We start from the raw sequence: 24731 nt of genomic DNA, 5'->3' as shown, positions 1-24731 counted from the left end.
GATGGATCGAGAGAACCTGAAATCTTTTATCGAACAGAAAATCGATGAGAAGGTCGAAATGCTTGGACTAGAGCGACCGGAATTGACTGATGATTACCATCTTACTGGATCCGGCGTCTTCGATTCAATGGATTTCTTTGGCCTCATTACCGATGTCGAGGAAGAGTTTCAAACGGAGATCGACTTTACAGAGCATGATCCGGATGTGTTCACGACGCTCGGCGGCTTCATGCAGTGTGTCCTAAGCTCGGCGAGTAACGGATGAGCGATATTCGCATAGAAATACTGGGGCGTGATGATGAGCGTTTGGACCAGTTGCCGCCACTTTTTCGTGATTACTACGAGAGCATGAGCGACAAGGGACTGCAGATGCCGCTTGTAGAGAACGGTGAGCATCTATGGCTCGACGGCCTGCGTAAAAGTCTTGGGCGCTTCTACCAGATGGTCGCGACTGTCGAAGATGACCGTATCGTCGGGTTCGTTTTCGGGTATATCCGGATCACACCACCGTACCTCGGAAGCAAGAAGGTCGGATATGTGGACGGGCTTTACCTGGAGGAACAGCATCGCACTGGCCCTCTCGTCCTGAGAATGATTCGCGAACTACAGATGTGGTTTCGCGAGCGAGATGTGGATTCTCTTGAGTTGCAGGTTCTGACCGATAACGAGCATGCCTGGAAACTCTGGGAAAGTCTCGGTTTCAAACGCGAACTGTACCAGATGAGAAAGCAGTTACGGCCATGAGCGCCATTCTGAACAATATGGCAGCCACCGAGCACCAGCTGCGCAAAGCGTTGTGGATGATGCGCGGCTGGTTGCTGCGCTGCTATCTACGGCTGCACGGCTGCCGGGTTGGTAACAAGCTGAAGTGTAAGCAATGGCCCACGTTTCGGCAAGTGCCAAATGGTAATATCAGGCTAGGATCGTCGGTAACGATTGGATACAGGATTTCATTGGATGTGGGGAGAGAGGCCATACTTGAAATCGGCAATCATGTGAATCTTGTGCAAGATTTGCTTATCAGCAGTGGTGTGCAGGTTGTAATTGGAGATTACTCAGGTATCGGGGAGTACTCGAGTATTCGGGATGGTGATCATGGTTATAGTTCACATAGTCGAATACACGACCAGGTCACAACCCATGACCCAATAATAATTGGAAGCGATGTTCAAATAAGTCGCGGCTGTTTGGTCACGAGTGGTAGCAGAATAGATGATGGTGTAATCGTTGGTGCTGGTTCAGTCGTGACAAGTAGGACGAAGACGATTGCAAATGGAATCTATATTGGTCAACCTGTGAAAATGATCGGAAAGAGGCCCTGAAAAACGTTGATATTGATAGAAAACATGGGGTTCCTCGCTACTACTTGTAGGTAAGCTGATAATCGAGCTTCCCGGCAATCAGATAGATCATCGTGATCCAGTTGTCTGTGGATCGATACCCTCGTGCCTTTAGTTTGGATGCCTGAACCAAGCTGTTGATACCTTCGAGAAAGCCTGCAGTCATGTGTGACTGGTGAAAACGAAGGACGCCATCCCAGTGTCGCTTGATCGTAAGCGCAAACTCCTTCATCTGCTCGATCCTACTGCATCGGGTCCAGTGATACCATCGCTTCAGATATGCGACCGACTGATGTGCTTCAATATCAAAGAATGCGCGTAGTCCCAGGACGAGAGCGTATGCATTGTTTGTCTTGTGCGCGCAATACCGCAGATCTGAGAGTTTACGCTCCTGTGATACGCTCAGCTGCCGTGGACGACGGAGCCACAGAAACCGCCTGCCCTTCAAATGCGGGTTCTCCTGCGCTTCTTCTCTGCGAACACGGTCGAGGGCTTCGTTGGGTAGCTTCATGATATGAAAACGATCAAACGTCATATGGGCATTGGGCAGAACCTCGCGCACACCTGCAATGAACGCGGGCGACATGACCATGCTGATGACCCGGATTTCGTCCGGATCACTCCCGTGCGCATGAAAATCATCGGCAAAGCGGCCTAACACATCCTGCCCGCGTCCCTCACAGGCAAACAGAACGCGACGCGCATCCGCATCAGTAACGATACTCACATACCGGTGCCTCCGACGGCGAGAGGTCTCATCAAGTGCGATGCACTCTACCGTAGAGTAGTCTTCATGCTCCCGTGCACGCGCGATATGAAACCGGAGAATGCGCCAGAGCCGCGTATCGTGAATGCGGAACTGGCGGGCAATGTCGGCCACGGGCATGTGCGGGGCCATGCTCATCGCAAGAGCTTCAAACAGCAGCGTAAAGCCACTTCCCGGACGCGCCCAGGGGACGGTGACCTGCTGAACCCCGCATGCATCACAGCGCACCCGCGGAACACGAGCGTGCAGATAACACGTGTGCTGAAAAAAGTCCATATGACGCCATTCTTTGTCCACCGTGTCATGAACCGGCTGTCCTGCCACCGCACAACTCCGGGCAGTCGAACCTGCTTCCAGGGACGAAATCGATCCAGAGATCGAGGCGCGAAGCATCAGAGGAGAATTCGGTTTTCTTGCATTCCCAGGGGGGCATGAGGCCAAGAGCGGCAGTGAAAAGGGCATCAGTCGGAGAAGTCATCGGCGTTCGGGTGCTGTAGTACATAACCGGAACCTACTCAAATCGAGCGCAATCTACGATACCTACCCGCACAATACAGCGAAGAGCCTCATTTTGAGAATGACGTGATTTGCTTTTATTGGTAGACTAGGAAGTCTATGCGAAACTTACATTAGTATACACAAGTGAAGGATATATTTGTAGTATGAAAGTGTTGATAACTGGCGGAGGCGGTTTTATTGGTTCGAACCTCGTTGAGGAATTTGTGAATCGCGGGCATGATGTCAGTGTGTTGGACAACTTCTCTACTGGGAAAAGAGAGAATTTGACAGAGTATGAAGACCATATTGAACTGATTGAAGGGGATATACGAAGCTTTCATGTTGTCAACCGTGCTGTTGAAGGAATGGAAGTCATATTGCACCAAGCTGCACTTCCATCTGTACCACGATCAATTAATGATCCAATCACAACCAATGAAGTTAACGTTGTAGGGACACTGAATATCTTGGAAGCAGCTAGGAGTCACGGAGTTCGTCGTATTGTGTACGCGTCTTCATCATCTGTATATGGTGACAATCCAACACTGCCAAAGGTCGAGACAATGGTGCCGGTTCCTCTTTCTCCCTATGCTGTCTCGAAGCTGACTGGGGAGAATTATTGCCGTGTATATGCGGAACTGTACGGATTGGAGACTGTGGCGCTGAGGTATTTTAACGTGTTTGGACCCCGGCAGGATCCATCGTCTCAATATTCTGCGGTCATACCGAAATTCATAAACCTTATGATGAAAGAGGTTGCTCCAAAAATATATGGTGATGGTGAGCAAAGCAGAGATTTTACTTTTGTGAAAAACGTAGTCTCTGCGAATATTCTTGCAGCAACTAAAGAAGCTGTTGTTGGGAAAGCAATAAATTGCGCGACACACGGGCAAGTGACATTAAATCAGCTTGTGATGTTGCTGAATCGAATACTAGGGACCACGATAGTGCCTGAGTACGCAGAGTCGCGTCCAGGAGATATCAAGCACAGTTATGCTGATATTGAATTGCTGAAGAGATGCACTGGTTATTCGCCGATTGTAGAGTTCGAGACTGGTATTGAAAAAACAGTGCGATATTATAGGGACAGAAATGACGATAGCTCGCTCTTTCAATAGCAATTGTGTTGTAGTCGTAATGGTTTACGCTATTGCATTTAGGACTTATCATGGCTAATGTCGGAATCGTAACAACGTGGTTTGAAAGAGGCGCTGCTTATGTATCGCGCCAGTATGAAAGATTAATAGCGATTGAGAACAAGGTGTATATTTATGCACGTGGGGGCTACCAGGATAAGCGTAGTCGTGCATACAATAAAGAGAATGTCTGGTGGGGTAAGGTTACCGGAAGACCGATCCGGACTGCTATAGATAAAGCGGATTTTATAAAATGGATATCTCTAAATAAAATAGACATAGTGTTATTCAATGAGCAATCTTGGTGGGAGCCTGTTGTGTGGTGCAAGGAAGAGGGTGTCATTACTGGCTCCTATATTGATTACTATACTCATGATACAGTTCCGTTGTTTTGGCTTTATGATTTTTTACTATGCAATACAAAGAGGCATTATTCGGTGTTTAAGGAGCATCCGCAATCGTATCACATACCATGGGGCGTGGATACTAACCTCTTTGCGCCAGCCAAAGAGGCAGATCATGAGATCCCGGTACTGTTTCATTCATGTGGAGTGAGTCCTTATAGAAAAGGAACTGATATGCTATTGAACGCGGCCTCCCGAATTAGTGGAGATTTTAAACTAGTGGTACATACACAGGTATCGCTGTCGAAAATTAGTAACATGGCGCGTTCAGCGATATCGAAGCTATCTAAGGCAGGTAGGTTGCAAGTGATAAGAAAAACAATACCGGCCCCTGGATTATATTCGTCTGCAGATATATATGTGTATCCAAGCAGATTGGATGGTTTGGGCTTAACATTACCAGAGGCCATATCCAGTGGCTTGGCTGTTGTCGCAACAGGTCACCCTCCTATGAGTGAATTTGTGCGTTCTGAGTATGGCGTATCGATTCCTGTGGAAAGGTCGTTTAGAAGGGGAGATGGATACTATTGGCAAATGGTGGAGGTTAAGCAGGAGATCCTCACGTCTGTACTGCAAGAATTAATTAATGACAAGGATAAAATCGTATCAATGAAGCGTAGTGCTAGAGAATATGCTGTACGGTTCCTAAATTGGGATGATCGTGCAACCAGTCTGAATGATACGCTGGGCGGCATTGAAAAAATAGATTATGATCAAGCGTTAGTAGAAAGAGCTCTAGAGTATGAAGCAGAAAAGAGTACATGGAAGGACAGACTATACCATATAATGCCGGAAGCTATGGGTCAGATAAACATCATAAAGAAGCGAATTGCAATGAGAAAACTGAAACGGTGACAAATCTGTCTTGTGCATTTAAACATTGCGCTGGCAAACGAAAGATTCTGTTCGAATAGCAATTCTACGAGTTTGTGCAGAGGTTCTACTGTAAACAACAAATCGAATTGCATAAGAATATTGCGTAGAACAGACGGATTTGGTGTGCTTTCTAAGACCTAAGTTCTGACAGACAGTGTTGATCTGCTCCTCTGCCATATCGTCAGAATAGGTCTTTAGTTAGTCAAGGTGTTTGTGTTTTGCGATCGGCGCAGCGTCAACAAAGGTCTGTATGGGTGTTCTCCCGAAGCAGTACTTTCCTGCGTGAGTCCGTTCTCTGTTGTATTCAGCGAGCCAGGCGTCGAGATCCTCTTGCAGCGGCTCAAGCGAGGTGTACACAGTTTCCCGGAATGCCACTGTGTAAGACCCGTCTTCGACCGTTTTATGGAATCAGTCGCAGATTTTATTCGTCTGTGGCCGACGTGCCTTGGTCTTGGAATGATTGATTTCTTCTAGGGCCAGATAGAGCTGATAGTCGTGGGTTTCCCGATTGCCGTTGTATTCCGTCCCGCGATCCGTCAAAATCCGAAGTAACCGGAGCTCATGCTCTTCGTAGAACGGGACGACCAGGTCATTGAGCAGCACGTCAGCAACAAGTGAGTTTTTGCGGTCGTAGACTTTCGCCTTGGTGACCTTAGAATAGTTATCGATAGACGTCTACTGATAGATGCGCCCGACACCTTTAGCGGTGCCGACGTAGTACGTGCCCAGTGCACCAAGGTTACCGGGGTGCTCAGTTTTGATCTCACCATGGGCTTTTAGTTCTTCCCGCTTTCGTTCGAGAGCACGAACCTGGTCCTCGGTTAAAATCAGTCCCTCTTGGGCGACCCTGGCTTCCAATGCCTTCAGCCGTTTAGTGAAGGTTTCGAGATCGTGGCGCAGCTAGATGTTTCGTGCCGAGGCGGGGAAACATTGATTACATTCCTGCGCAGTTCATTTGAGACGCGGAGCTGCCCATAGGTCGGTATCACAAACGCGCAGTTCACGACAGCGTTTTCGATCCCCTCAATTACTCGATTTTTCAGATTGGGCTTCCGGCGAGACAGGTCCTGCAACGCCATCGCGCCGCCGGTCTCGTAGATCTTCTTGAAACGGTAGAAACGGTCACAGGAGTAGCCCATGATCTTACACGCCTTCATGACGCTCCCAGATGTGTTGGCCAGCTCAAGGAGCCTGAGCTTGCTCTTGATGATTGTCTCTGTTGTGGTCATCTGACATTCTGTGTTAAATGTAAGTGGGCGATTATATCAGTTGTTAGATTTGATACTAACTCCTGCTTGTTATCGCCATTCCTCCTTCGATGGATCGCAAGTACATCGTTTCTTATTATTAAGGAACATGTGTAATTGGTCGAACTAACGTGGGCATGTCGCCAATCCCATAACTCCATCCTCGAGAACTCGGCTTCTATTGCGATACATCTGTCGCTCACTGATATCAATACCTCTGCGACCTCTTCGACAGGCAACTACCCGTAGAGAAGTTGCTGGAGGATACATAGTTCTATACGGTATTTCGTGCTCATGCTGAGGTCCCCAGAGATCTCTTAGGTCCATCATGGGAGTACTATAAAGGTTACAGTTCTACCCAGACGTTATCAACGAGTCATAGGATAACTATTGAATCTAAGTGAATATAAAAGATGGCTAAGTGACCTTCCAAGTGAAGCAAAATGGTTTGTCTATTTACTGTTATACAAACCAGTCATCGATGCTTTCTATTCTCTAAAAGAAGTATCACCGCTATTATCCCCACTATACGTAGTTGGAATAGGTTTGCCGCTCTTAATTCTCAAGGTGTCATTGACGAGTAGACCAATAATGCGAGGTGTGCGTGTACCGAGTGCGGCCTTTAGGGTGTTCTCCATTCTGGTGTTAGCCAACGCAACGATACTCTTGCTTCAGAACAATATATCTTTTGATGCGTTACAGTCTGCATTGAAGATATCATTGCCTGTATATGTTATGTATTACGCCAGAAGGCATTTAACAAATGAGAGGATGCTGGATGGAATTATAATGACGATATTGATATCTGCATCCGTTCCAGCTTTAATGTTGTTGTGGGAAGTTGTTGTTGGCCCAATAAATGTGGAAATGTCAAGGGGATTGCAACGATATACTGGCTTTTACGCTGATTCATTGAATTATTCTATGTATCTTGTGTTCGTCGGGATCGCACTCTTCTATCGGCTTATATCTTCATCATTTAAGTCTAAGCGTTGGCGAAATATTGCTTTTGTTGCGTATTGTATCTATGCAGTGCTGACTTTAATAAGTATTAACCACATAGCAACTTATGCAGCAGTGTTCTCTATCGTGGTGCTGTACTTGTTCTTTAAAAAACATTCTCCGCTTGTGTTGGTCGTTGGAATTGTAGGTCTACTTGTTGTCGTCGTACTGGCAGATGATCAAGCAATTATTGACCGGCTTTCTGAAGAAGCGCTTGTATCAAATGAAATAGAAATACTTGAGGGTACGAGGAGTGAGAGTCAAGCATTCCACGGTCGTATGACTCGTTGGCTATATATATATGATCGGTGGGCAGACGCGAATATTATTGCGCAACTGTTTGGTGGTTCTTTTGACGAAAATGTTAGTGCATCTCCAGGATTATTTACCGTAGTCGCACACAATGATTATTTGCGCATTATGGTTAGCGCGGGAGTGATAGGCCTATTTGCTTATATAATATTTATGATCACCTCTCTCGCAAAGTCGTTTGAGGAGTCAGGGGCAGGCCTTCGGTTCATTTATGTTTCAACGGTGATCGTGACTATTGTGTATAGTATATCCACGGTCCCGACTATATATCCGGGCTATGTTATGATCTCCTATGCAATTACAGCCAGGTTGTATAAATGAGAAAAGATAGTGATCGAGTAAAAGATAAAGTGTTGATTCTCGGGAAGCTTCCGCCACCGTATATGGGCCCTGCTATTGCAACAAAGATAATAATGGGGTCTCGAATGTTGTCTGATAGATATTATATGGTGCATTTTAATACGGGTATCCATAAAGCGTTTCGTGAATCGACCAGGCATCAGTATGGTGCGGTATTCAAGAACATTAATTTATATGTGCGATTTGTTGTTGCCTTGTCTACGCAGCGCCCTAGCTTGGTGCAGATACCAATCAGTCAGTCTACAATTGGATTCTTAAAGGACAGTGTCTATATATGGTTATCCTCATTGTTCGGTCGGAGGGTGGTAGTTGTCTTGCGCGGTAGCGCTCTGCTACAGTGGCAGAATAATGCATCTGTAGCTACAAGAGTGTATTACAGAATGACCATGAAAAGAGTAGCGACGGGGCTGGTCCTTTCAAAAAGATTAACGGGGCAATTAGAGAACGTATTGCCAATGAATCGAATTAGTGTCGTAACAAATGGTGCTGACTATGATATCCCGGATCACCGGACCAGAGGTCGTGTTGTCACTGTATTGTACCTATCTAATTTACAGCCATCTAAAGGAATCATAGAGACGATTAATGGTGTGAGGGTGCTAAAGAATATGGGGATAGATTGCTTGCTTAATGTGGTAGGCGCATGGAGGGATGAAAAGACGGAGCGAATATGTAAGAAGGTTGTACGCGAGAACGGACTATCTGTACGATTTTTCGGTGTAGTTAGCGAATGGGAGGATAAATGCAAACTGCTAATGCAGGCAGATATATTTACTTTTACCCCGAAGGCTCCAGAGGGCCAGCCATGGTCTATTATCGAAGCAATGGCATGTTCCCTCCCTGTCGTGTCGTCAAACATGGGTGCGATTCCTGACATGGTCAAGGATGGCTACAATGGAATAGTATTAGATATTGTCTCTCCAGATGAAATCGCAATCGCGTTGGCGAAGTTGATTCGTGATAGGGAGCTTAGAGAAGAGATGGGACGAAATTCAAAAAAGATATATGATGATAGATATACTGAAGTAAACATGGTTAACAGTATTATCAATGGTTTTGAGTCTGCATTGAGTAGTTGAGTATAAGCAGAACAATCATTTAATTAAGACATGAAACAACTTATTCAAAATTTAAAAGACGGCATGATGCAGATACATAGCGTGTCTGCGCCACAGAAAACATATGGTAAGATATTGGTCAAGTCCACGGCTACTGTTATTTCCGGTGGGACTGAGGGCAAAACTGTCTTGGATGCTCGTAAAAGTTACATTGGCAAGGCTAAATCGCGTCAGAGGGAAGTACGGCAAGTTATTGAACTTGCTCGCTCCAACGGTGTAAGGGATACCTACAACCTTGTCATGAACAAGCTTGAGGCCTACTCTGCCCTCGGCTATGCAGCTGCAGGGTCTGTCCTAGGCGTGGCAAATGATGTGAGGGGATTTAGTATTGGAGACCGTGTTGTTTGCGGTGGGGCTGATGCAGCACATGCCGAAGTGTTGTCTGTTGGGAAGAATCTATGTGCCAAGGTTCATGACGGAACGGATATGCGACATGCCGCACTGGCGACTATCGCATCCATTGCAATGCAGGGAGTGCGTCAGGCGGATCTGAATCTGGGTGAGCGCTGTGCTGTTATTGGTCTCGGCCTCATTGGTCAGCTTACAATGCAATTGATTTCCGCTGCTGGCGCGACTCCGATCGGGTTCGATATCGATTCTCGTGCAATTAAACTGGCAAAAATCTGTGGCTTCCGGCATTCTTTTAGTTCTGATTCAGATAGTGCAGCGCAGCAGATTGCTCTTTTGACTGATGGTATTGGAGTTGATGCAGTGATCATAACTGCTGGAACGTCATCTCTGCAACCAGTGAATTTCGCTGGAGAAATCTGCCGGAAGAAGGGCAAAGTTGTTGTTGTTGGTGCCGTTCCGACGGGGTTTGAGCGCAAGAACTTTTATCGCAAAGAGTTGGATCTGCGGATGTCGTCATCTTACGGTCCCGGACGCTATGATGCGCAGTACGAGGAACAGGGGATCGATTATCCGATCGGTTATGTGCGCTGGACGGAACAGCGGAACATGCAGGCTTACCTGGATTTGCTTGCAGATGGAAAGCTGAATATCGAACCGCTGATCACGCACGAGTTTCCGATCGAACGTGCGAAAGAGGCGTATGATATGATACTGGCGAAGCAGGAGCATTTCTGCGCCGTCCTACTGAAATACGATACAGAAAAAGAAATTGAACACACGGTGTGGAATCCTGCGAAAGCAAATGCCATAGCGCCGAAGCCAGGGAGTGCTCAGCCAGGCGTCGCATTCATCGGTGCTGGTTCTTTCGCGCAGAACATGATTCTACCGAATCTGAGAGATCAGGTAGACTTCGTCGGAATCTCGACCAGGCATGGCAATACGTCACGATATGTGATGGACAAGTATGGTTTCAGCTATGCGACGGATGACGCGTCAAAAATCATGACTGATGATAAAGTGGATGCACTTTTCGTCATGACGCGTCACGATACGCACGCGCAGTATGTGTTGCAGGCAATAGAGGCAGGGAAGGATGTGTTCGTGGAGAAGCCGTTGGCACTTTTCCCGGAGGAATTGGAGTCAATCGCACAAAAATATGCAGAAACTGCATATTTATCTCGGGTCATGCTGGGCTTCAATCGCCGCTTTGCGCCGCATATTGCTGAGCTCAAGCGCATGTTCGACGATGCACAGCCCAAAGCGATACAGTATCGTGTAAATGCAGGGATCTTGCCTCCGGACCACTGGGTGCATGATCCCAACGTTGGTGGGGGGCGCATTGTAGGAGAAGCCTGCCATTTCATCGATTTGGCCATGTTCATCGCTGGTGCGCCGATCACCTCCGTTTCAGCCCATGAGACTGCCTCAGGAAGCAAGCTGAGGGATACGGTATCGGTGTCGCTGGGTTTTGCAAATGGCAGCTCGGCGACAATCTCATATTTCTCGAATGGCAGCAAGAAACTGTCGAAAGAATATCTGGAGGTGTTCTGCAATGGGGTGTCGGCTGTGGTGGATGATTTCAGTGTGATGATGGTGTATGGTGAGAAAGAACGGAAGGTGAAGTTGAAGAAGCAGGATAAGGGGCATGCGGCTGGGGTGAAGGCGTTCATCGATGCGATCAAGGAGGGGAAGCCGGCGCCTATTCCGTTTGAGGAGATCTATTTGTCGTCGAGGGCGACGTTCGCGGTGCTCGAGTCTATTAGAGATCGAAAAATGGTTCACCTATAACCAAAGGCAACCACGGATTTCACAGATTATTGCACAGATTGCACAGAAGATCTTCAAATACACAGGTTGACGATGCCCTCGGAAAACTGCTCGAATATGTGGAAGCGGAGAATTTTGAGGGGTATGATCCGTATGATACGTTGAAGTCGTGGCTGCCATTCCAGTGGTTGGGGAAGTGGGGGCCGGTGTTGGCGATTCAGGTGCAGAAACGGAATCCGTTCAACATAAGGCCTCTGATTGGGGTGAGGAAGGGGAGGAATCCGAAGGCGATCGGACTTTTTCTGCGTGCATACAGTCAGCTGTATGCGAAGACTGGAGATGTGCGGTATCTGGAATTGGCGCAAGAGCATTTTCAGTGGTTGAAATCGCATCCATCCAGCAGCTACAGCAGCTACTGCTGGGGATATGACTTCCCATGGGCTTCACCAATGAAACATATGGCACCCTATATCCCTTCTACTGTTGTCACCGGATTCGTTTGCAAGGGATTGTATGAGTATTTCTTATTGCTGGGTAGATCCAATGAATTGGAGGTTCCAAAGAATGAATTGATGGTCGGAGATATGATTGGCGGTGCGGTTGAGTTTATCCTGCATCATATTGAACGGACGGTCGATGAAAGTGGCCTTTGCTTCTCCTATACTCCTGTGATGAGAGACGCGTGCTATAATGCTTCACTGCTTGGGGCTGAGGTCATTGCAAGGCACCTCGCAATTTCAGGAAGTGACCCTAAATTATTGGACTTGGTGGAACGTAGTGTCGATTTCGTTGTCAATAAGCAATTGGATAGTGGTTGCTGGAATTATCTCATTGATATAGATACAGGGCAGGAAAGTCGACAGATCGATTTTCATCAAGGCTACGTGATTGAGTCCATCGAAGAGATCATGCGTCTGAGTGGACTGCGAAAGCCGGCGTGGGAGCAGGCGGTGCAGAAAGGACTGCAGTACTATCGCAATCAGCAGTTCACTGATGAAGGACGGTCATGGTGGCGCCTGCCGACTGAATGGCCTGTAGAGATTCATAATCAGTCCCAGGGCATCATTACGTTCAACATGTTCGACGAGTACCGCGACTTCGCCCACACCATCGCCGACTATACCATCAAGAACATGCAAGACCGTAAGGGCTACTTCTACTACCAGAAATTCCCCCTCTACACCAACAAAATCTCCTACATGCGCTGGTCCAACGCTTGGATGACTGTAGCGTTGAGCTCGTTGGTCTGAGGTATCCGCAAAATGTGGGCATCTGTAATCAGAGATTGCTTTCTCGTTGAACACAAATTTCCGAGTACACATCATGGAAAGCAATCCCTGCTCCTGGTTTGTTTGAAATCTGCAATTTGATATTTGTAATTTGAAATTGCTCTTCTACATGGGCCACCCGGCCCACTTTCATTTGTTCAAGCATGTCATTGCTGACTTGAAGGGATTGGGGCATGAGACCGTTATCCTGATCAAAAAGAAGGATGTGCTTGAAGAATTGCTGCGGGCGACGGGGTGGGAGTACCATAATATTCTGCCTGAAGGACGCGGGGATTCGAAGGTAGGGCTGGCGATGGGGATGCTGAAAAGGGACTATCGCATGTGGGGACTGGTGGCGAAGACGCGGCCGGATTTGCTGGTCGGCACCAGTGTCGAGATCTCGCATGTCGGGAAGTTTTTCGGTATCCCGAGCGTGAATGTAAATGAAGATGACTGGGATGTTGTCCCACTTTATGCAAAACTTGCATATCCCTGGGCGAGCAGTATTCTGGCTCCTGTCGGATGCCGTATGGGACGTTGGGAATCGAAAACGGTGTTCTATCGTGGCTACCATGAACTGGCATACCTGCATCCGAACCGTTTTATACCTGATCAGTCGGTGATGCGTCAGTATTTTCAGTCTGACAGACCGTATGCCGTGTTGCGCTTCTCCAGCCTGAACGCGCATCACGATGAGGGGATTAGAGGGATTACAGACAATCTCGCGGCGCAACTCATCGAACGCCTCGAGCCGCACATGGATGTGTGGATTACTTCGGAGCGGTTGTTGTCCGAACGGTTTGAGTCCATGCGCATGCCTATCGATCCTTCGGATATGCACCATGTGCTCGCCTGCGCCGAGATCTATATTGGCGACAGTCAGACAATGGCAGCGGAAGCGGGGGTACTGGGTACGCCTTTTCTGCGCTACAATGACTTTGTGGGACGTATCAGTTATCTTGACGACATAGAGAATCACTATCAACTCGGATACGGTGTGCCCGGGAGTCAGCCGGGACTCCTCCTTCGCAGGTTGGAGGAGTTGTTGAGCGTACAGAATCGCCGGGATGTCTGGTCGCAGAGGAGAAACGGGATGCTGCACGATAAAATTGATGTATCCGACTGGATGCTGCACTACCTTCTGGAATTCAATGGCAAGGAAAGGTGACAAAACTTCGCCGCTATATACTGTTTGTCGGTATGGATGTGGTGTTTGTCCTCCTGGCGTTCTATTGTACCTCCCTGTTCAAGGGACATGGGATTTATCGCTTCTTCCTCAGCTATGAAGCTCCGCTCCTGACCTTTGCGTCGGTGTGGATTTTCGGGTCGCTGGTGGGGCAGAAGTATGGGATTCGCCGCGATCTGAGCATGAATGACGCGACGAAGATCGTATTTCGCACGAATGTCATCCTCCTGCTTGTTATCACGGCGGTGGTGCTGTACGGACAGTTTGACCATTCACGTGGGGTTCTGCTCGGCGCCATGGTCTTCACTACGGCATTCGAGCTGCTGGCGACTTACGTCTATACTTTGGATCTCGAACTCGGCCGTGCCAGCAAACAGCGCGAGAAGCTGGAAGAGCTTCCTCGACTGGAGTTTGATAAGGAGTTGGAGCGTGCGGTGGAAGAGTGGCGGATGGATACCGCTCTCCACGATACGATTATCGAGCAGGCGGGCACGACCGCCTTTGCATTTATTCGTCGTCATCTCGGCGAGCATCCGGGTGAGACCCTCTTCATCTCCACGACCGAGCAATTCAGCATCCAGGCGCAGCCTGAAGGGTATTACCGGAATATCGTCAACCTGCATCGCATCAACGATTTCCAGTATATCAACAAGTTCCTCGAAGCAGTTAATGAACGCCTCCCCGCCGGAGGCGTATTCGTGGGCTGCGTGGAAACACAGATGCAGCGCAAGAACCGCTTGCTGGAGAAGTATCCACCGTTGCTTAACTGGATATACTACCCCTTGGACTACGTGTTCAAGCGTGTCTTTCCAAAGCTGCCTGTGACGAAGCAGATTTATTTCCTGCTGACACGCGGTAATAACCGTGTGCTATCGAGGGCGGAATCTCTGGGACGCCTCTATTCATGTGGATTCGAGGTGCTGGGAGAGGTGGATTCCAAGAATCGACTGTATTTCGCCGCTCGCAAAATCAAGGCCCCCGCATTCGATATGAGTCCCACCTACGGTCCACTCGTCAAACTGCGTCGTCACGGGAAGGATGGCAAGATCATCGGCGTTTACAAAATGCGCACCATGTATCCATTCGCGGAGTATCTTCAGGAGTATGTCTACAGGCAGGATGGACTCGCGGAGGGTGGGAAGTTCAAGGATGACTTCCGCGTGACAGGACTCGGACGCTTCATGCGCAAGCTCTGGCTGGATGAATTTCCAATGTTCCTGAATGTTCTCAAGGGGGAACTCAAGCTCGTGGGTGTGCGTCCCCTCAGCCGGCATTTTTTCAGTCTGTATGCAGAGGACCTGCAGAAACGCAGGGTGCAGCACAAGCCAGGCTTGGTGCCGCCTTTTTACGCGGACATGCCAAAGACACTCGATGAGGTCATGGAGTCCGAGCGCCGCTATCTCGATGCGTACGATGAAGCGCCAATCAGGACAGATGTTAGGTACTTTTTAAGCGCAATGTACAATATTTTGCTTCGTCAAGCACGTAGCAATTGATATCACGTCAAAATAACTGTAGGTTGTAAATGCATTTATTGCTGCTGTCATGGGTGCTGCATTCCTTTGCTGCATTCGGTTATGGATCACTGCTAATGCATGATATATTGGGCGTGAAGAGCGTGAGGTTGACGAATGACCCATTTGGCATTAGTTTGCTAGGATTGTTGTTTATAGGGGTTGTCAGTCATGGTTGGTCATGTTTTTTCCCAGTGAATTCTTGGTACGCTCTATCTATCTTTACTTTTGGTATATTATTTGGGGTAAGACAAATTGTCCGTCAAAGGGTATGTAATGAATTTTCTTATGGTATTGGCAAGAACCAATATTTGTTTTTAGCGCCGATCGCTATAGGTATTGTCGTAGCGTCCCTCGCTTTACCCAGGTTAGGTGATGCTGGCGGGTATTATATACCGCAAATCGCATTAACCAATCAATACGCGTCTGTGCCAGGCATAGGGAATTTAAATGTAAGGTATGGGCTGCACTCGAGCATGTTCAGCTTACATGCAGTTGGTAGGGCTATCTTTGGTGACTACTCAGCTACGTATTCACTGAATGGCCTTGTGTCTATCCTGTTATCTCTACATGTATTCATAACAGTGCGAAGACTTAAGGCCAAGGTTTTCTCTTACTCACTTGGCCTCTCAGCGATAATGTTGTATGGGTATGTTACGTCGTATTTGTCGACACCGATGGCGGATGTGGCTCTCGGATTGTATACAGTGTTCCTTTATTCGATACTGTTGAACTATTTTGATGCTGTTAATGAAAGTGATAAGGTCGGCTACGTACTATTACTCGCCCTTGTTGCATCGCTTGTTATACCAATTAAGGCTTCAGCGTTACTGTATATTTTATTTATTGGATCAGCAATGATCCTAGAGAAGGACACAAGGGTATATTGGATTGCAGGTATAGGCGCCATTTCAGTTGCCACTCATCTGGCCAAAAATCTGATTACTACCGGGTATCCTCTGTACCCGATGGTATATGGCACTTGGATCCACCCGGACTGGATGATGTCGATAGATACCGTGGTGCAAGTTAGAGACTTTGTTTACAAATGGGCGATAGCAGCCTCAGATTGGACTGATGTGCCTAGCAATATAGTGGACAGGTATATCATGTGGTGGCAGCATATGGTTGTACCCAATCGGGTTGTCGCGGTTATGTCATTTCTGGGAGTACCATTTGGTTTGAAGCTGATATTGAATTATTACACGGATCGTTTTCGAAGTGCGGTGGCATTGACTCCGCTAATCGTTGTCTTGATAGCCTGGTTTATCACTGCCCCTAATATTCGTTTTGCCTATGGTGTACTAGTCGTATTCGTGTCTCTCCCCTTTGCCTTTGTGTTGTTCAAATGTCGAGCTAATTGGAAATTGGTAGCTCCACTTATAATAGTACTTTATGCCGCTGGAGTGCTTCGGTTCCATGGCAGATCAATAGTGGATGGATCGAAACATGTTTTTTCAGTCAGGCGAATTGCTCATCCAGCTGTCAAACATATGGTATACAATGGTATACAATATGTGGTGCCAATGGAAGGACTTTGTTGGGGTTGTGAGCAGCCATGCATTCCAAAGGAAATTGACAAAGTTGAATGGAGAGGAGGATCATTTCCCGATGGGGTTAGGCCTATGAATCCAAATTAATAGGAGGATGCATGCTATGGATACAGGTGGCACTACGCATCAGGATGCGAGATCTGTAGCGGCATAGATGAGAATAGTATTTCAATCCATGTGTGATGCAAATTATGGTTATGTTAGATATGGAAATGTTTGATGAAGATCATGTTGGAAGAGAGACTCTAGAAGCGATATCAATAGCTACCAGATTCAATTCGTGGATGTATTCCTCAATACGCCAATATTGCACCGGGCTAGTTTTAGAAATAGGTAGTGGGATTGGAAATATCTCTCAGTGCATTATAGATGATGGCCATGATGCAGTGTTGACAGATTATAGTATGCGATATGTTGAGCACCTGTCTAGGAGGTTTGCTGGCCTCCATAACTTGCGTGGCGTGTGTTACTTTGATGTCGCTCAACAACATTTAGAACGCGATGAGCCGGAGCATGTCGACAGATATGATACTGTTGTAATCCTAAATGTAATGGAGCATATCCGAGATGATGTGAATGTAGTGAGAAATATAAAGTCCGTGTTGAAGCCTGGTGGCACTGCTATCATCCTCGTCCCCGCCTTTCAATCGCTATACTGTGACCTTGATAGAGAGCTTGGTCATTATCGCAGATATTCACGTTCGCAATTGGCCGGAGTAGTTGAGAAGGGTGGCTTGCAAGTGTCAACAGAATATGCTTTCAACTCGCTCGGCGTACTTGGCTGGCTGTATTCTGGGAAGTTCAGACAGAAGCACCAAATCTCTACGTCGAGCATGTCAGTTTTCGAGAAAGTGGTGTGGGTGGCCAAATTGCTGGACGCCGCGACCTTAAAGAAGGTGGGGTTGTCTAGAATCGTTGTTGCAATCAATGATGAATAGTGGCATTGCTCATAGCCACGACAATCAAAACAATGTGCATTCGAAGGAAACATAATGAAAGTGCTGTCAGTAGTAATACCTGTTTACAATGAGCGAGATACCATATTGGGTGTTGTTGAAAAAGTACGATCTGTCGTATTGCCCGAAGGGATGAGGATGGAGATGATAATAGTAGATGATTGTTCTAACGATGGGACATATGAGCGTATGCAGAGTCATTTTAATAAAGGTTGTAGTGATAGTGTACAGCTGCTAAGACATGAACGTAATTTAGGAAAGGGAGCCGCCCTGCATACAGGGATAAAGGAGGCAAACGGCGATGTTCTTGTTATTCAGGACGCAGACTACGAGTATGACCCGGAAGAATACAATGTATTATTAGCCCCCGTGATTGATGGCCACGCCGATGTTGTTTACGGGTCGCGATTCAAAGGGGGGAGACCACACCGTGTCCTGTTTTTCTGGCACACGATTGGGAATCAGATTCTAACAGCGATCTCAAATATGTTTACAAATCTTAATCTTACGGATATGGAGACGTGCTACAAAGTCTTTAGAGTAGATGTGATCAAAAATATCGACTTGAAGGAGCAGCGTTTCGGATTTGAGCCTGAGGTTACCGCAAAAATTAGCAAGATAAAGGGTTTACGGATTTATGAGGTTGGGATCTCCTATTATGGTCGTACATATGAGGAAGGAAAGAAAATCGGCTGGGTCGATGGCTTCCGAGCACTCTATTGCATTGTCAAGTACAATACATTCTGGAAATAAATATGCAGAAACTGCATAAAATTCTGCTGATTGCCCTACTTTTCCTCTGCGCAATGTCCATCCAGGCCCAGCATCTGCCTGAGGACATCCGCTGGGAAACGCTGTATGAGTTTCTCGATGAGCTTTCTGCTGAGCAGATCATCGATCTGAATACCAGTGTGAAACCGTACAGCAAAAAGCTGATTAGGCAGAAACTTCATGAAGCGCAGCAGCAGGAGTTGCGGCTCAGCGCGCGTCAGCGTGCAGAACTGCGTTTCTACCTGCGCAGCTATATGCTTGAAGAGGGAAACAATATCCGCCAAGGAGGGGATATCGATCTCCTGCGCAACGGCAGCCGAGCGTCAGTTTCCCTTTACCCAACAGGGATATTCTATGCGGACAGCCTGTTTCGTCTGGACGTGACGCCGATACTCGGATTGCAGTATTTCAGTACTGAGAATGAGTTTTTCTACCACCGCTGGCAGGGGATTTCCGCATACGGGTATATCGGTGAACATGTTGGCATCTACACGAGCCTCCGCGATAATCACGAGAGCTATCAGATTACGCGTGCGGAGTTTCTGAATGACCGGTATGGAACGCCGAGCAAGGGTGCGGCGACAGGGGGACGCGATTACAGCGAAGCACGGGGTGGAATTACCGTGGGGTGGGACTGGGGTTCTGTTGGTTTGGTGAAGGATTATTTCCAGTGGGGGAGCGGGTATGCAGGGACGAATATCTATTCCGGCCGCTTCCCTTCGCCGGGACAGCTGCGGCTGCATCTGGCTCCGGTGGACTGGTTCGAATTCAACTACATTCATGCCTGGCTGGTGTCGGAAGTACTCGACAGTACACGCTCATTCAACACACAGGAAGGAGTGTACCGCGAGATATTCCGCGAAAAATACCTGGCCACGAACCTGTTCACCTTCAAACCGTTGCAACAACTGCATGTGTCTTTCGGGAATTCCATCATCTACAGTGACGTCGGACTGCAGGCCGCATACTTTGTACCCTTTCTGTTTTACAAGTCCGTCGACCACACACTCAACGGTGCAGCGAACAAGACAGGGCAGAATGCGCAGATGTTTCTCGACATCAGTTCCCGTCAGATCCGTCACCTTCATCTCTATGCCACGGTGTTTTTCGATGAGCTGAACACGCGCCGCTTCACAGAGGGCGAGGACAACAACTTCTACAGCCTCAAGACAGGTGCACGGTTGAGCAACTGGCCGGTTAAAGACGTCATCCTCACCGGTGAATTCACGCACACAAATCCCATGGTGTACAAGCACAACCTCGCGACCACCACATTCGAGACAAACCGTTACGTGTTAGGGCATTACCTGCGCGACAATGCGGACGAACTCTACGCCTCCGTCATCGTGAAGCCCCTGCGAGGACTCCGACTCAAGGCCGAATTCAGCAAGGCACGTAAAGGTCCCGACGTTGTCTATGTGACTGGACGACAAGCTATTAAAGTCCCCTTCATGGAATCCGTGCGCTACGAAAACCAGACCATCAACCTCGAAGCCGGCTACGAACTCACCCACAACGGCCGCCTCTTCGCCTCCCTCACCCTCCGCGACATCACCGGCCCCGATGCGGCACTTTACGTCCCCGCGGCGTATCTTGGAAAAACCACCACTATTTCAGGTGGGTTCAACATCGGGTTCTAAGAAAAGAGGAACGCAGATTGTCACAGATTTTACGCAGATTTTCGCTGATCAGGCTTTTACATTTTTCATCTGCGTTCTCTGCGGTGAACCCGCGAAAATCTGCGTTGCTCTTCAGTTCCTTCCGAAATCTTTACCAAACGAGACTTAGATCAACATGAAGACCGCTCTAATCACCGGCATAACCGGCCAGGATGGCTCTTACCTCGCAGAGCTCCTGCTCGAGAAAGGCTACACGGTTCATGGCATCATGCGTCGCAGTTCATCTTTTAACACCGGCCGTATTGACCATCTGTACAATGATCCGTCGGTGTATAATGAAAAGCTGTTTCTGCACTATGGTGATATGACGGATTCAAGTAATCTGAATCGGTTGCTCGAGAAGATCGATCCGGATGAGGTGTATAATCTCGCAGCGCAGAGTCATGTGAAAGTCTCCTTCGAGGTGCCGGAGTATACGGCGGAAGTGGATGCGGTTGGGACGCTGCGCTTCCTGGATGCGATCAAGGAAACCGGCGTGAAAACGCGTTTCTACCAGGCGTCTACCAGCGAGTTGTACGGAAAGGTGCGCGAAATACCGCAGACAGAGACCACACCGTTTTATCCGCGTTCACCCTATGCCGTTGCAAAGATTTACGGTTACTGGATCGTCGTGAACTACCGGGAAGCATACAACCTTTATGCATGTAACGGTATCCTGTTCAACCATGAGTCACCGCGTCGTGGCGAGACCTTCGTCACACGTAAAATCACACGCGCAGCGGCGAGGATTAAGGAGGGACTGCAGGACAAGCTGGTGCTCGGCAACCTGGATGCCAAGCGCGACTGGGGTTACGCTCCCGAGTATGTCGATGCAATGTGGCGCATGCTGCAGCAGGATGTTCCGGATGATTTTGTGGTAGCGACCGGTGAGACGCATACCGTGCGCGAATTCACGATGATCGCATTTCGTGAGTTGGGGATTGAATTGGACTGGGAAGGTAAGGAAGATAAGGAAATCGGACGCAACCGGGGTGATGGCAAGGTGTTGGTGGAAGTCAGTCCCCGTTACTATCGTCCTACCGAGGTCGAAATCCTGATCGGTGATCCGGCCAAGGCGAAGGAAAAGCTCAACTGGGAGCCGCAGGTGAAATTCGAGGAACTGGTTAAAATCATGGCGCAATCGGATCACGAGAAGGTCCTGCGTCGCGGATACTGAGAAAAAGATGGACAAAAACGCAAAAATTTACGTTGCCGGACACACCGGCATGGTTGGTTCTGCCATCTGGCGGAAGCTGGAATTGGATGGATTTTCCAACCTTGTCGGGAAATCCATTGATGAACTCGATTTGACGAAGCAGTCCGCCGTGCAGAAATTCTTCGATGAGGAAAAACCATACTATGTCTTCCTGGCCGCCGCCCGTGTGGGTGGCATTTACGCGAACAACGTGTATCGCGGCGAGTTCATTTACCAGAACCTGGCAATACAGAATAACGTCATTCACACAGCGCATGAGCACGGTGTAAAGAAGCTGCTTTTCCTGGGCTCGTCCTGCATTTACCCGAAGCACGCCCCTCAGCCCATGCAGGAAGAACATCTGCTTACCGGTGAGCTGGAACCGACGAATGAGCCGTACGCGATCGCGAAGATTGCGGGACTCAAGATGTGCGAGTCGTACAAGCGTCAGTATGGGGATGACTTCATCTCCGCCATGCCGACGAATATGTACGGGATGAATGACAACTTCGATTTGAAGAATAGTCATGTGCTGCCGGCACTTATTCGCAAATTTCACTTGGCAAAGCTGCTGCAGCAGGGAGGGGGAACACGGATTCGCACGGATTTGGAATGCGGATCTACGCGGAGGGAGGTGGAGGGCGCTTCGGACGAAGATCTGGAAAGATTATTGGCTTCTTTCGGTGTGACAGCGGATTCCGTTGAGGTGTGGGGGACGGGGGCGCCGAGGAGGGAGTTTCTGCATGTGGATGATTGTGCGTCGGCGTTGGTGTATATGATGCAGAATTACAATGGTGAACAGCATTTGAATGTCGGGACTGGAGAGGATATTTCCATTCGTGAGCTGGCTGAGCTGGTGAAGGATATCGTGGGATTTGAAGGGGAGATTCGTTTCAACGATGAGTATCCGGATGGCACACCGCGAAAGCTCATGGATGTGAGTCGGTTGAAGAACCTGGGATGGGCGCCAGCTATTTCGCTGGAGGAGGGTATAAAACGCGTGTACGATTTCTACTGTGAGTCGACTTCTGCCTGATCGATCAGGGACATTGCTCTTCCAGCGAATTGTACCCTCGTACAGGGTAGATGTATTTCGGCACCTGTTTGAGAAGCTGGGGATAATTGTCTGTCATAGCGTGGATGCAAGATCGGCTTCCGAGGACATTGACTATCCAAACGAAATTCTTCCTGGAAAAAGAATAGTCGGGAAAAGCAGCTACTATCGGCAGCAAATTCTGCCAGTGCTTCGAAAACACAGTCCTGAAGTCGTAATCACTCAATTCTCTTTTGGTTTCACGACATTCTGGAAACTTCTCCTCCTGCGTCCAGTCTTCAGGTACAAACTTATCAGCTGGTCGCATGGCATTCGTAACAAGGATGTGGTCTGTCAGTCAAAGAGCAGACACTACTATATCTCTCCGTATTTGTTTCGCATGATGGACGCTGTGCTGTTCTACTCCCATGCAAGAAGGGAAAGTGTGGTTCAGCGTCATACAGCATTGTCCACTCGTGCCTTCGTAGCTGTAAATAGTATGGACACCAAAAAGCTGGCCGAAGTGCGTTCGCAATTGACGCGTGACGGCAAAATTGAATCCGGTGTTGAGAAGGGCGCTGCTTTACATCTTCTGTACTTTGGTAAGCTTGTTAAAAGCAAGCGTATCCTCGACCTGCTTGATGCGTTTACATTGCTTCGCGCAAAACATAGTAATGTAACTCTGACAGTAATTGGCGGGGGTGAACTTGAAAGTATGGTAAGAGAGCGAGCTGAGAGCGAGGGCTTTCGCTATCTCGGCGAAATTCATGACGTCGAAGCAACGGCGCCAATTCTTGAAGCAATGGATGTGCTCGTATTGCCCGGCGCGGTGGGACTCGCCCTCGTGCATGCGTATGCATTTGGACTTCCCGTAATCACCTATGCATCAACCGAAACAGGCCCATTTCATGGACCAGAACTCGAATATCTGAGACATGGTGAAAACGGGTTGCTGTCCAACCCCGGTCCTGAAGCACTTTCCAACACCATCGCGATGCTGATAGAAGACAGAGAGTTGTTGCTTGCGATGAAGGCAAATGCACTGGACACTGAGGAGAGCGAAGCAAATATCGAGCGCATGGTGGATGGCTTCCGCCAGGCAATTGCGTATGTAACAGCCGGAAAAGCCTGATGCCGTGCGCTGAAGCGCAAAATGGGAGCAGGCTTATCCACCTCTGGTCGCGTTTTGAATGGCCAGTGGGGGTGCTGCTGCTGCTCATTCTTCTGAGACCCGTTATCGACATGACCTGGAAGTGGAAAAACTACGCAATCGGTGTTTCTCCCCTGCAGGTTGTCGGTGTGCTACTGCCGTTGTTTCTTCTGGTTGCGATGTGGACGAGGCGCGGACTGCTCGATGGTATCGCTAAGCGTCATGCTGAGGTTGTTGCCTGGTTGATACTCTGTCTGTTTTCTGGACTGGCCATGCTTGTGGACAGTCCCGGCACAGAGAGTCTGGGCATACTGATCAAGTTTATCCTACCCGGTTTACTGCTGTTTTTCGGATTTCTGCTTTTGCGTGAGCGCGAGATGTTTGATCATATCGCGCTCATGTTCGTTCTGGCAGCCTTGTTCCCGCTGATGTTCGTTTGCTTTGAGATTTTCGTCCAGCCGATCTCGACCTCCGTCCGCAGTGGTGTAGTGCGCTTTGTGGGGCCATACGCGCAGGTGTCCGTCTATGGTTTCTATTTCAGCATGGGCTACCTTGGAGCTGGATACCTAGTATTGAAGCGCGGATCCTGGCGATGGTTTACCATCGTTTGTATATTCGTTCTGGTTTTTGGTATCTCGACACCCTGGGTGGTTCATGTCACAACCTGGGTGGTGTTGGCATCGCTCACAGTAGCCTTGCTGATCGGGATGCTCTGGCAGCGGCTGTGGCTGAAGTCCGCCATTCTGCTGCTGATTGCTGTTTGTGCACCCATTGCTGCTTTCCTGCTTCGGCCGGACCCGAACTACGAAAAGGTGCTCGGTCCGGATTTCGCTATTTTGCGTGGTGATGCGCCCATCGAACACCTGGGAAACTCACGAGGGTATATTTGGGAGGCATTTTTGAAGCAATACGCAGGGCTTCCGTTACATGCTAAGCTTCTTGGAGTGCCGTTTGCTGTCGATGAGTCTACAATAGGTACCGGTTTCGGTGCGCACAATGATTTTCTGCGCATATTGTTAATGTCTGGAGCAGTCGGGCTGCTGCTGTATCTATTATGGTTGGGCCGCACAATCTGGGTTGTTTGGAAGTTGCGAGGTGAGTGGCGATTTCTGGGTATGGGAGCCTTGATAATATGGCTGGGGTTTTCAGCTGGATTAACACCGACGTATATTGTACCATTGATGGTTGGTCTACTACCACTAATAGGTGGACTAGCCGTGGTAACAGATTATTCCTACAAATATTGATTATTTCCTTAATTGCATGGCTT

At 48.4% G+C, this 24731-nt stretch carries 21 protein-coding genes and 1 pseudogene; 19 read left to right on the top strand and 3 right to left on the bottom strand.

The annotated features are described in order from the left end of the window. Position 1: 1 nt before the first annotated feature. From KQI65_00335 to KQI65_00325, 3 genes are read left to right on the top strand one after another with little or no spacing between them, the layout of a single operon-like run. The gene (locus KQI65_00335; GenBank protein MCB2203164.1) at positions 2–265 is read left to right on the top strand and encodes an acyl carrier protein; all 264 of its coding nucleotides are present in this window, start codon (positions 2–4) and stop codon (positions 263–265) included. Further along, positions 262–744 carry a GNAT family N-acetyltransferase gene (locus KQI65_00330; protein ID MCB2203163.1) on the top strand — a complete coding sequence of 161 codons (483 nt, stop codon included), beginning with the start codon at positions 262–264 and terminating at the stop codon, positions 742–744. Before KQI65_00335 ends, KQI65_00330 begins: the two co-directional genes overlap by 4 nt. Beyond that, positions 741–1322 (top strand): acyltransferase, encoded by a 582-nt coding sequence (locus KQI65_00325; protein ID MCB2203162.1) that lies wholly within the window; start codon positions 741–743, stop codon positions 1320–1322. Before KQI65_00330 ends, KQI65_00325 begins: the two co-directional genes overlap by 4 nt. A 40-nt stretch (positions 1323–1362) precedes the next feature. Here the strand turns inward: KQI65_00325 and KQI65_00320 are convergent, their stop codons facing one another. Next, positions 1363–2430, bottom strand: a complete 1068-nt coding sequence (locus KQI65_00320) for an ISL3 family transposase (protein ID MCB2203161.1) — start codon at positions 2428–2430, stop codon at positions 1363–1365. 338 nt (positions 2431–2768) lie between these two features. Between KQI65_00320 and KQI65_00315 the strand changes: the two genes are divergently transcribed. Next, entirely contained in the window at positions 2769–3722 is a 954-nt protein-coding gene (locus KQI65_00315) for an SDR family oxidoreductase (protein MCB2203160.1), read from the top strand. A 50-nt stretch (positions 3723–3772) separates the two neighbouring features. Then, positions 3773–4999 carry a glycosyltransferase family 4 protein gene (locus KQI65_00310; protein MCB2203159.1) on the top strand — a complete coding sequence of 409 codons (1227 nt, stop codon included), beginning with the start codon at positions 3773–3775 and terminating at the stop codon, positions 4997–4999. 219 nt (positions 5000–5218) lie between these two features. On the opposite strand, the pseudogene KQI65_00305 reads toward KQI65_00310, so the two are convergent. After that, positions 5219–6249, bottom strand: a pseudogene (locus tag KQI65_00305) (DDE-type integrase/transposase/recombinase). 408 nt (positions 6250–6657) lie between these two features. Between KQI65_00305 and KQI65_00300 the strand changes: the two are divergent. Genes KQI65_00300 through KQI65_00285 form a run of 4 tightly spaced genes read left to right on the top strand, consistent with a single transcriptional unit; the run spans position 6658 to position 12427 of the window. Then, on the top strand, positions 6658–7902 hold the full coding sequence (locus KQI65_00300) for a hypothetical protein (protein ID MCB2203158.1): 1245 nt from the start codon (positions 6658–6660) through the stop codon (positions 7900–7902). Then, on the top strand, positions 7899–9020 hold the full coding sequence (locus KQI65_00295) for a glycosyltransferase family 4 protein (protein MCB2203157.1): 1122 nt from the start codon (positions 7899–7901) through the stop codon (positions 9018–9020). The genes KQI65_00300 and KQI65_00295 overlap by 4 nt, the downstream gene beginning before the upstream one ends. A gap of 30 nt (positions 9021–9050) precedes the next feature. Continuing rightward, positions 9051–11198, top strand: a complete 2148-nt coding sequence (locus tag KQI65_00290; GenBank protein MCB2203156.1) for a bi-domain-containing oxidoreductase — start codon at positions 9051–9053, stop codon at positions 11196–11198. A 38-nt stretch (positions 11199–11236) separates the two neighbouring features. Then, entirely contained in the window at positions 11237–12427 is a 1191-nt protein-coding gene (locus tag KQI65_00285; protein MCB2203155.1) for a hypothetical protein, read from the top strand. Positions 12428–12455: 28 nt separating this feature from the next. Here the strand turns inward: KQI65_00285 and KQI65_00280 are convergent, their stop codons facing one another. Continuing rightward, positions 12456–12641: a hypothetical protein gene (locus KQI65_00280; protein MCB2203154.1), complete on the bottom strand. Its 186-nt coding sequence runs from the start codon at positions 12639–12641 to the stop codon at positions 12456–12458. Between KQI65_00280 and KQI65_00275 the strand changes: the two genes are divergently transcribed. From KQI65_00275 to KQI65_00230, 10 genes are all read left to right on the top strand, one after another. Next, positions 12558–13613, top strand: coding sequence for a DUF354 domain-containing protein (locus KQI65_00275; GenBank protein MCB2203153.1), 1056 nt, complete (start codon positions 12558–12560; stop codon positions 13611–13613). The genes KQI65_00280 and KQI65_00275 overlap by 84 nt on opposite strands. Then, a complete protein-coding gene (locus tag KQI65_00270) occupies positions 13610–15127 on the top strand; it encodes a sugar transferase (protein MCB2203152.1) in 1518 nt (505 codons plus the stop codon). Before KQI65_00275 ends, KQI65_00270 begins: the two co-directional genes overlap by 4 nt. A 29-nt stretch (positions 15128–15156) precedes the next feature. Beyond that, entirely contained in the window at positions 15157–16785 is a 1629-nt protein-coding gene (locus KQI65_00265; GenBank protein ID MCB2203151.1) for a hypothetical protein, read from the top strand. A gap of 119 nt (positions 16786–16904) precedes the next feature. Next, a complete protein-coding gene (locus KQI65_00260; protein ID MCB2203150.1) occupies positions 16905–17636 on the top strand; it encodes a class I SAM-dependent methyltransferase in 732 nt (243 codons plus the stop codon). 54 nt (positions 17637–17690) lie between these two features. Beyond that, entirely contained in the window at positions 17691–18407 is a 717-nt protein-coding gene (locus tag KQI65_00255; protein ID MCB2203149.1) for a glycosyltransferase family 2 protein, read from the top strand. Between the two features lie 2 nt (positions 18408–18409). Next, entirely contained in the window at positions 18410–20065 is a 1656-nt protein-coding gene (locus KQI65_00250; GenBank protein ID MCB2203148.1) for a hypothetical protein, read from the top strand. Positions 20066–20219: 154 nt separating this feature from the next. Next, positions 20220–21260, top strand: coding sequence for a GDP-mannose 4,6-dehydratase (gmd, locus tag KQI65_00245; protein ID MCB2203147.1), 1041 nt, complete (start codon positions 20220–20222; stop codon positions 21258–21260). A 7-nt stretch (positions 21261–21267) separates the two neighbouring features. Next, entirely contained in the window at positions 21268–22314 is a 1047-nt protein-coding gene (locus KQI65_00240) for a GDP-L-fucose synthase (GenBank protein MCB2203146.1), read from the top strand. A 397-nt stretch (positions 22315–22711) separates the two neighbouring features. Then, complete coding sequence (locus tag KQI65_00235) at positions 22712–23443, top strand: glycosyltransferase family 4 protein (GenBank protein MCB2203145.1); 732 nt, start codon at positions 22712–22714, stop codon at positions 23441–23443. Beyond that, positions 23443–24708, top strand: a complete 1266-nt coding sequence (locus KQI65_00230; protein MCB2203144.1) for a hypothetical protein — start codon at positions 23443–23445, stop codon at positions 24706–24708. The genes KQI65_00235 and KQI65_00230 overlap by 1 nt, the downstream gene beginning before the upstream one ends. Positions 24709–24731 lie beyond the last annotated feature (23 nt).

The sequence above is a fragment of the bacterium genome (assembly GCA_020444325.1).
GTDB lineage: Bacteria > Bacteroidota > Ignavibacteria > SZUA-365 > SZUA-365 > BM516.
The sequence above is the reverse complement of the archived record's forward strand: the minus strand, read 5'-3'. Positions and strand labels throughout refer to the sequence as shown.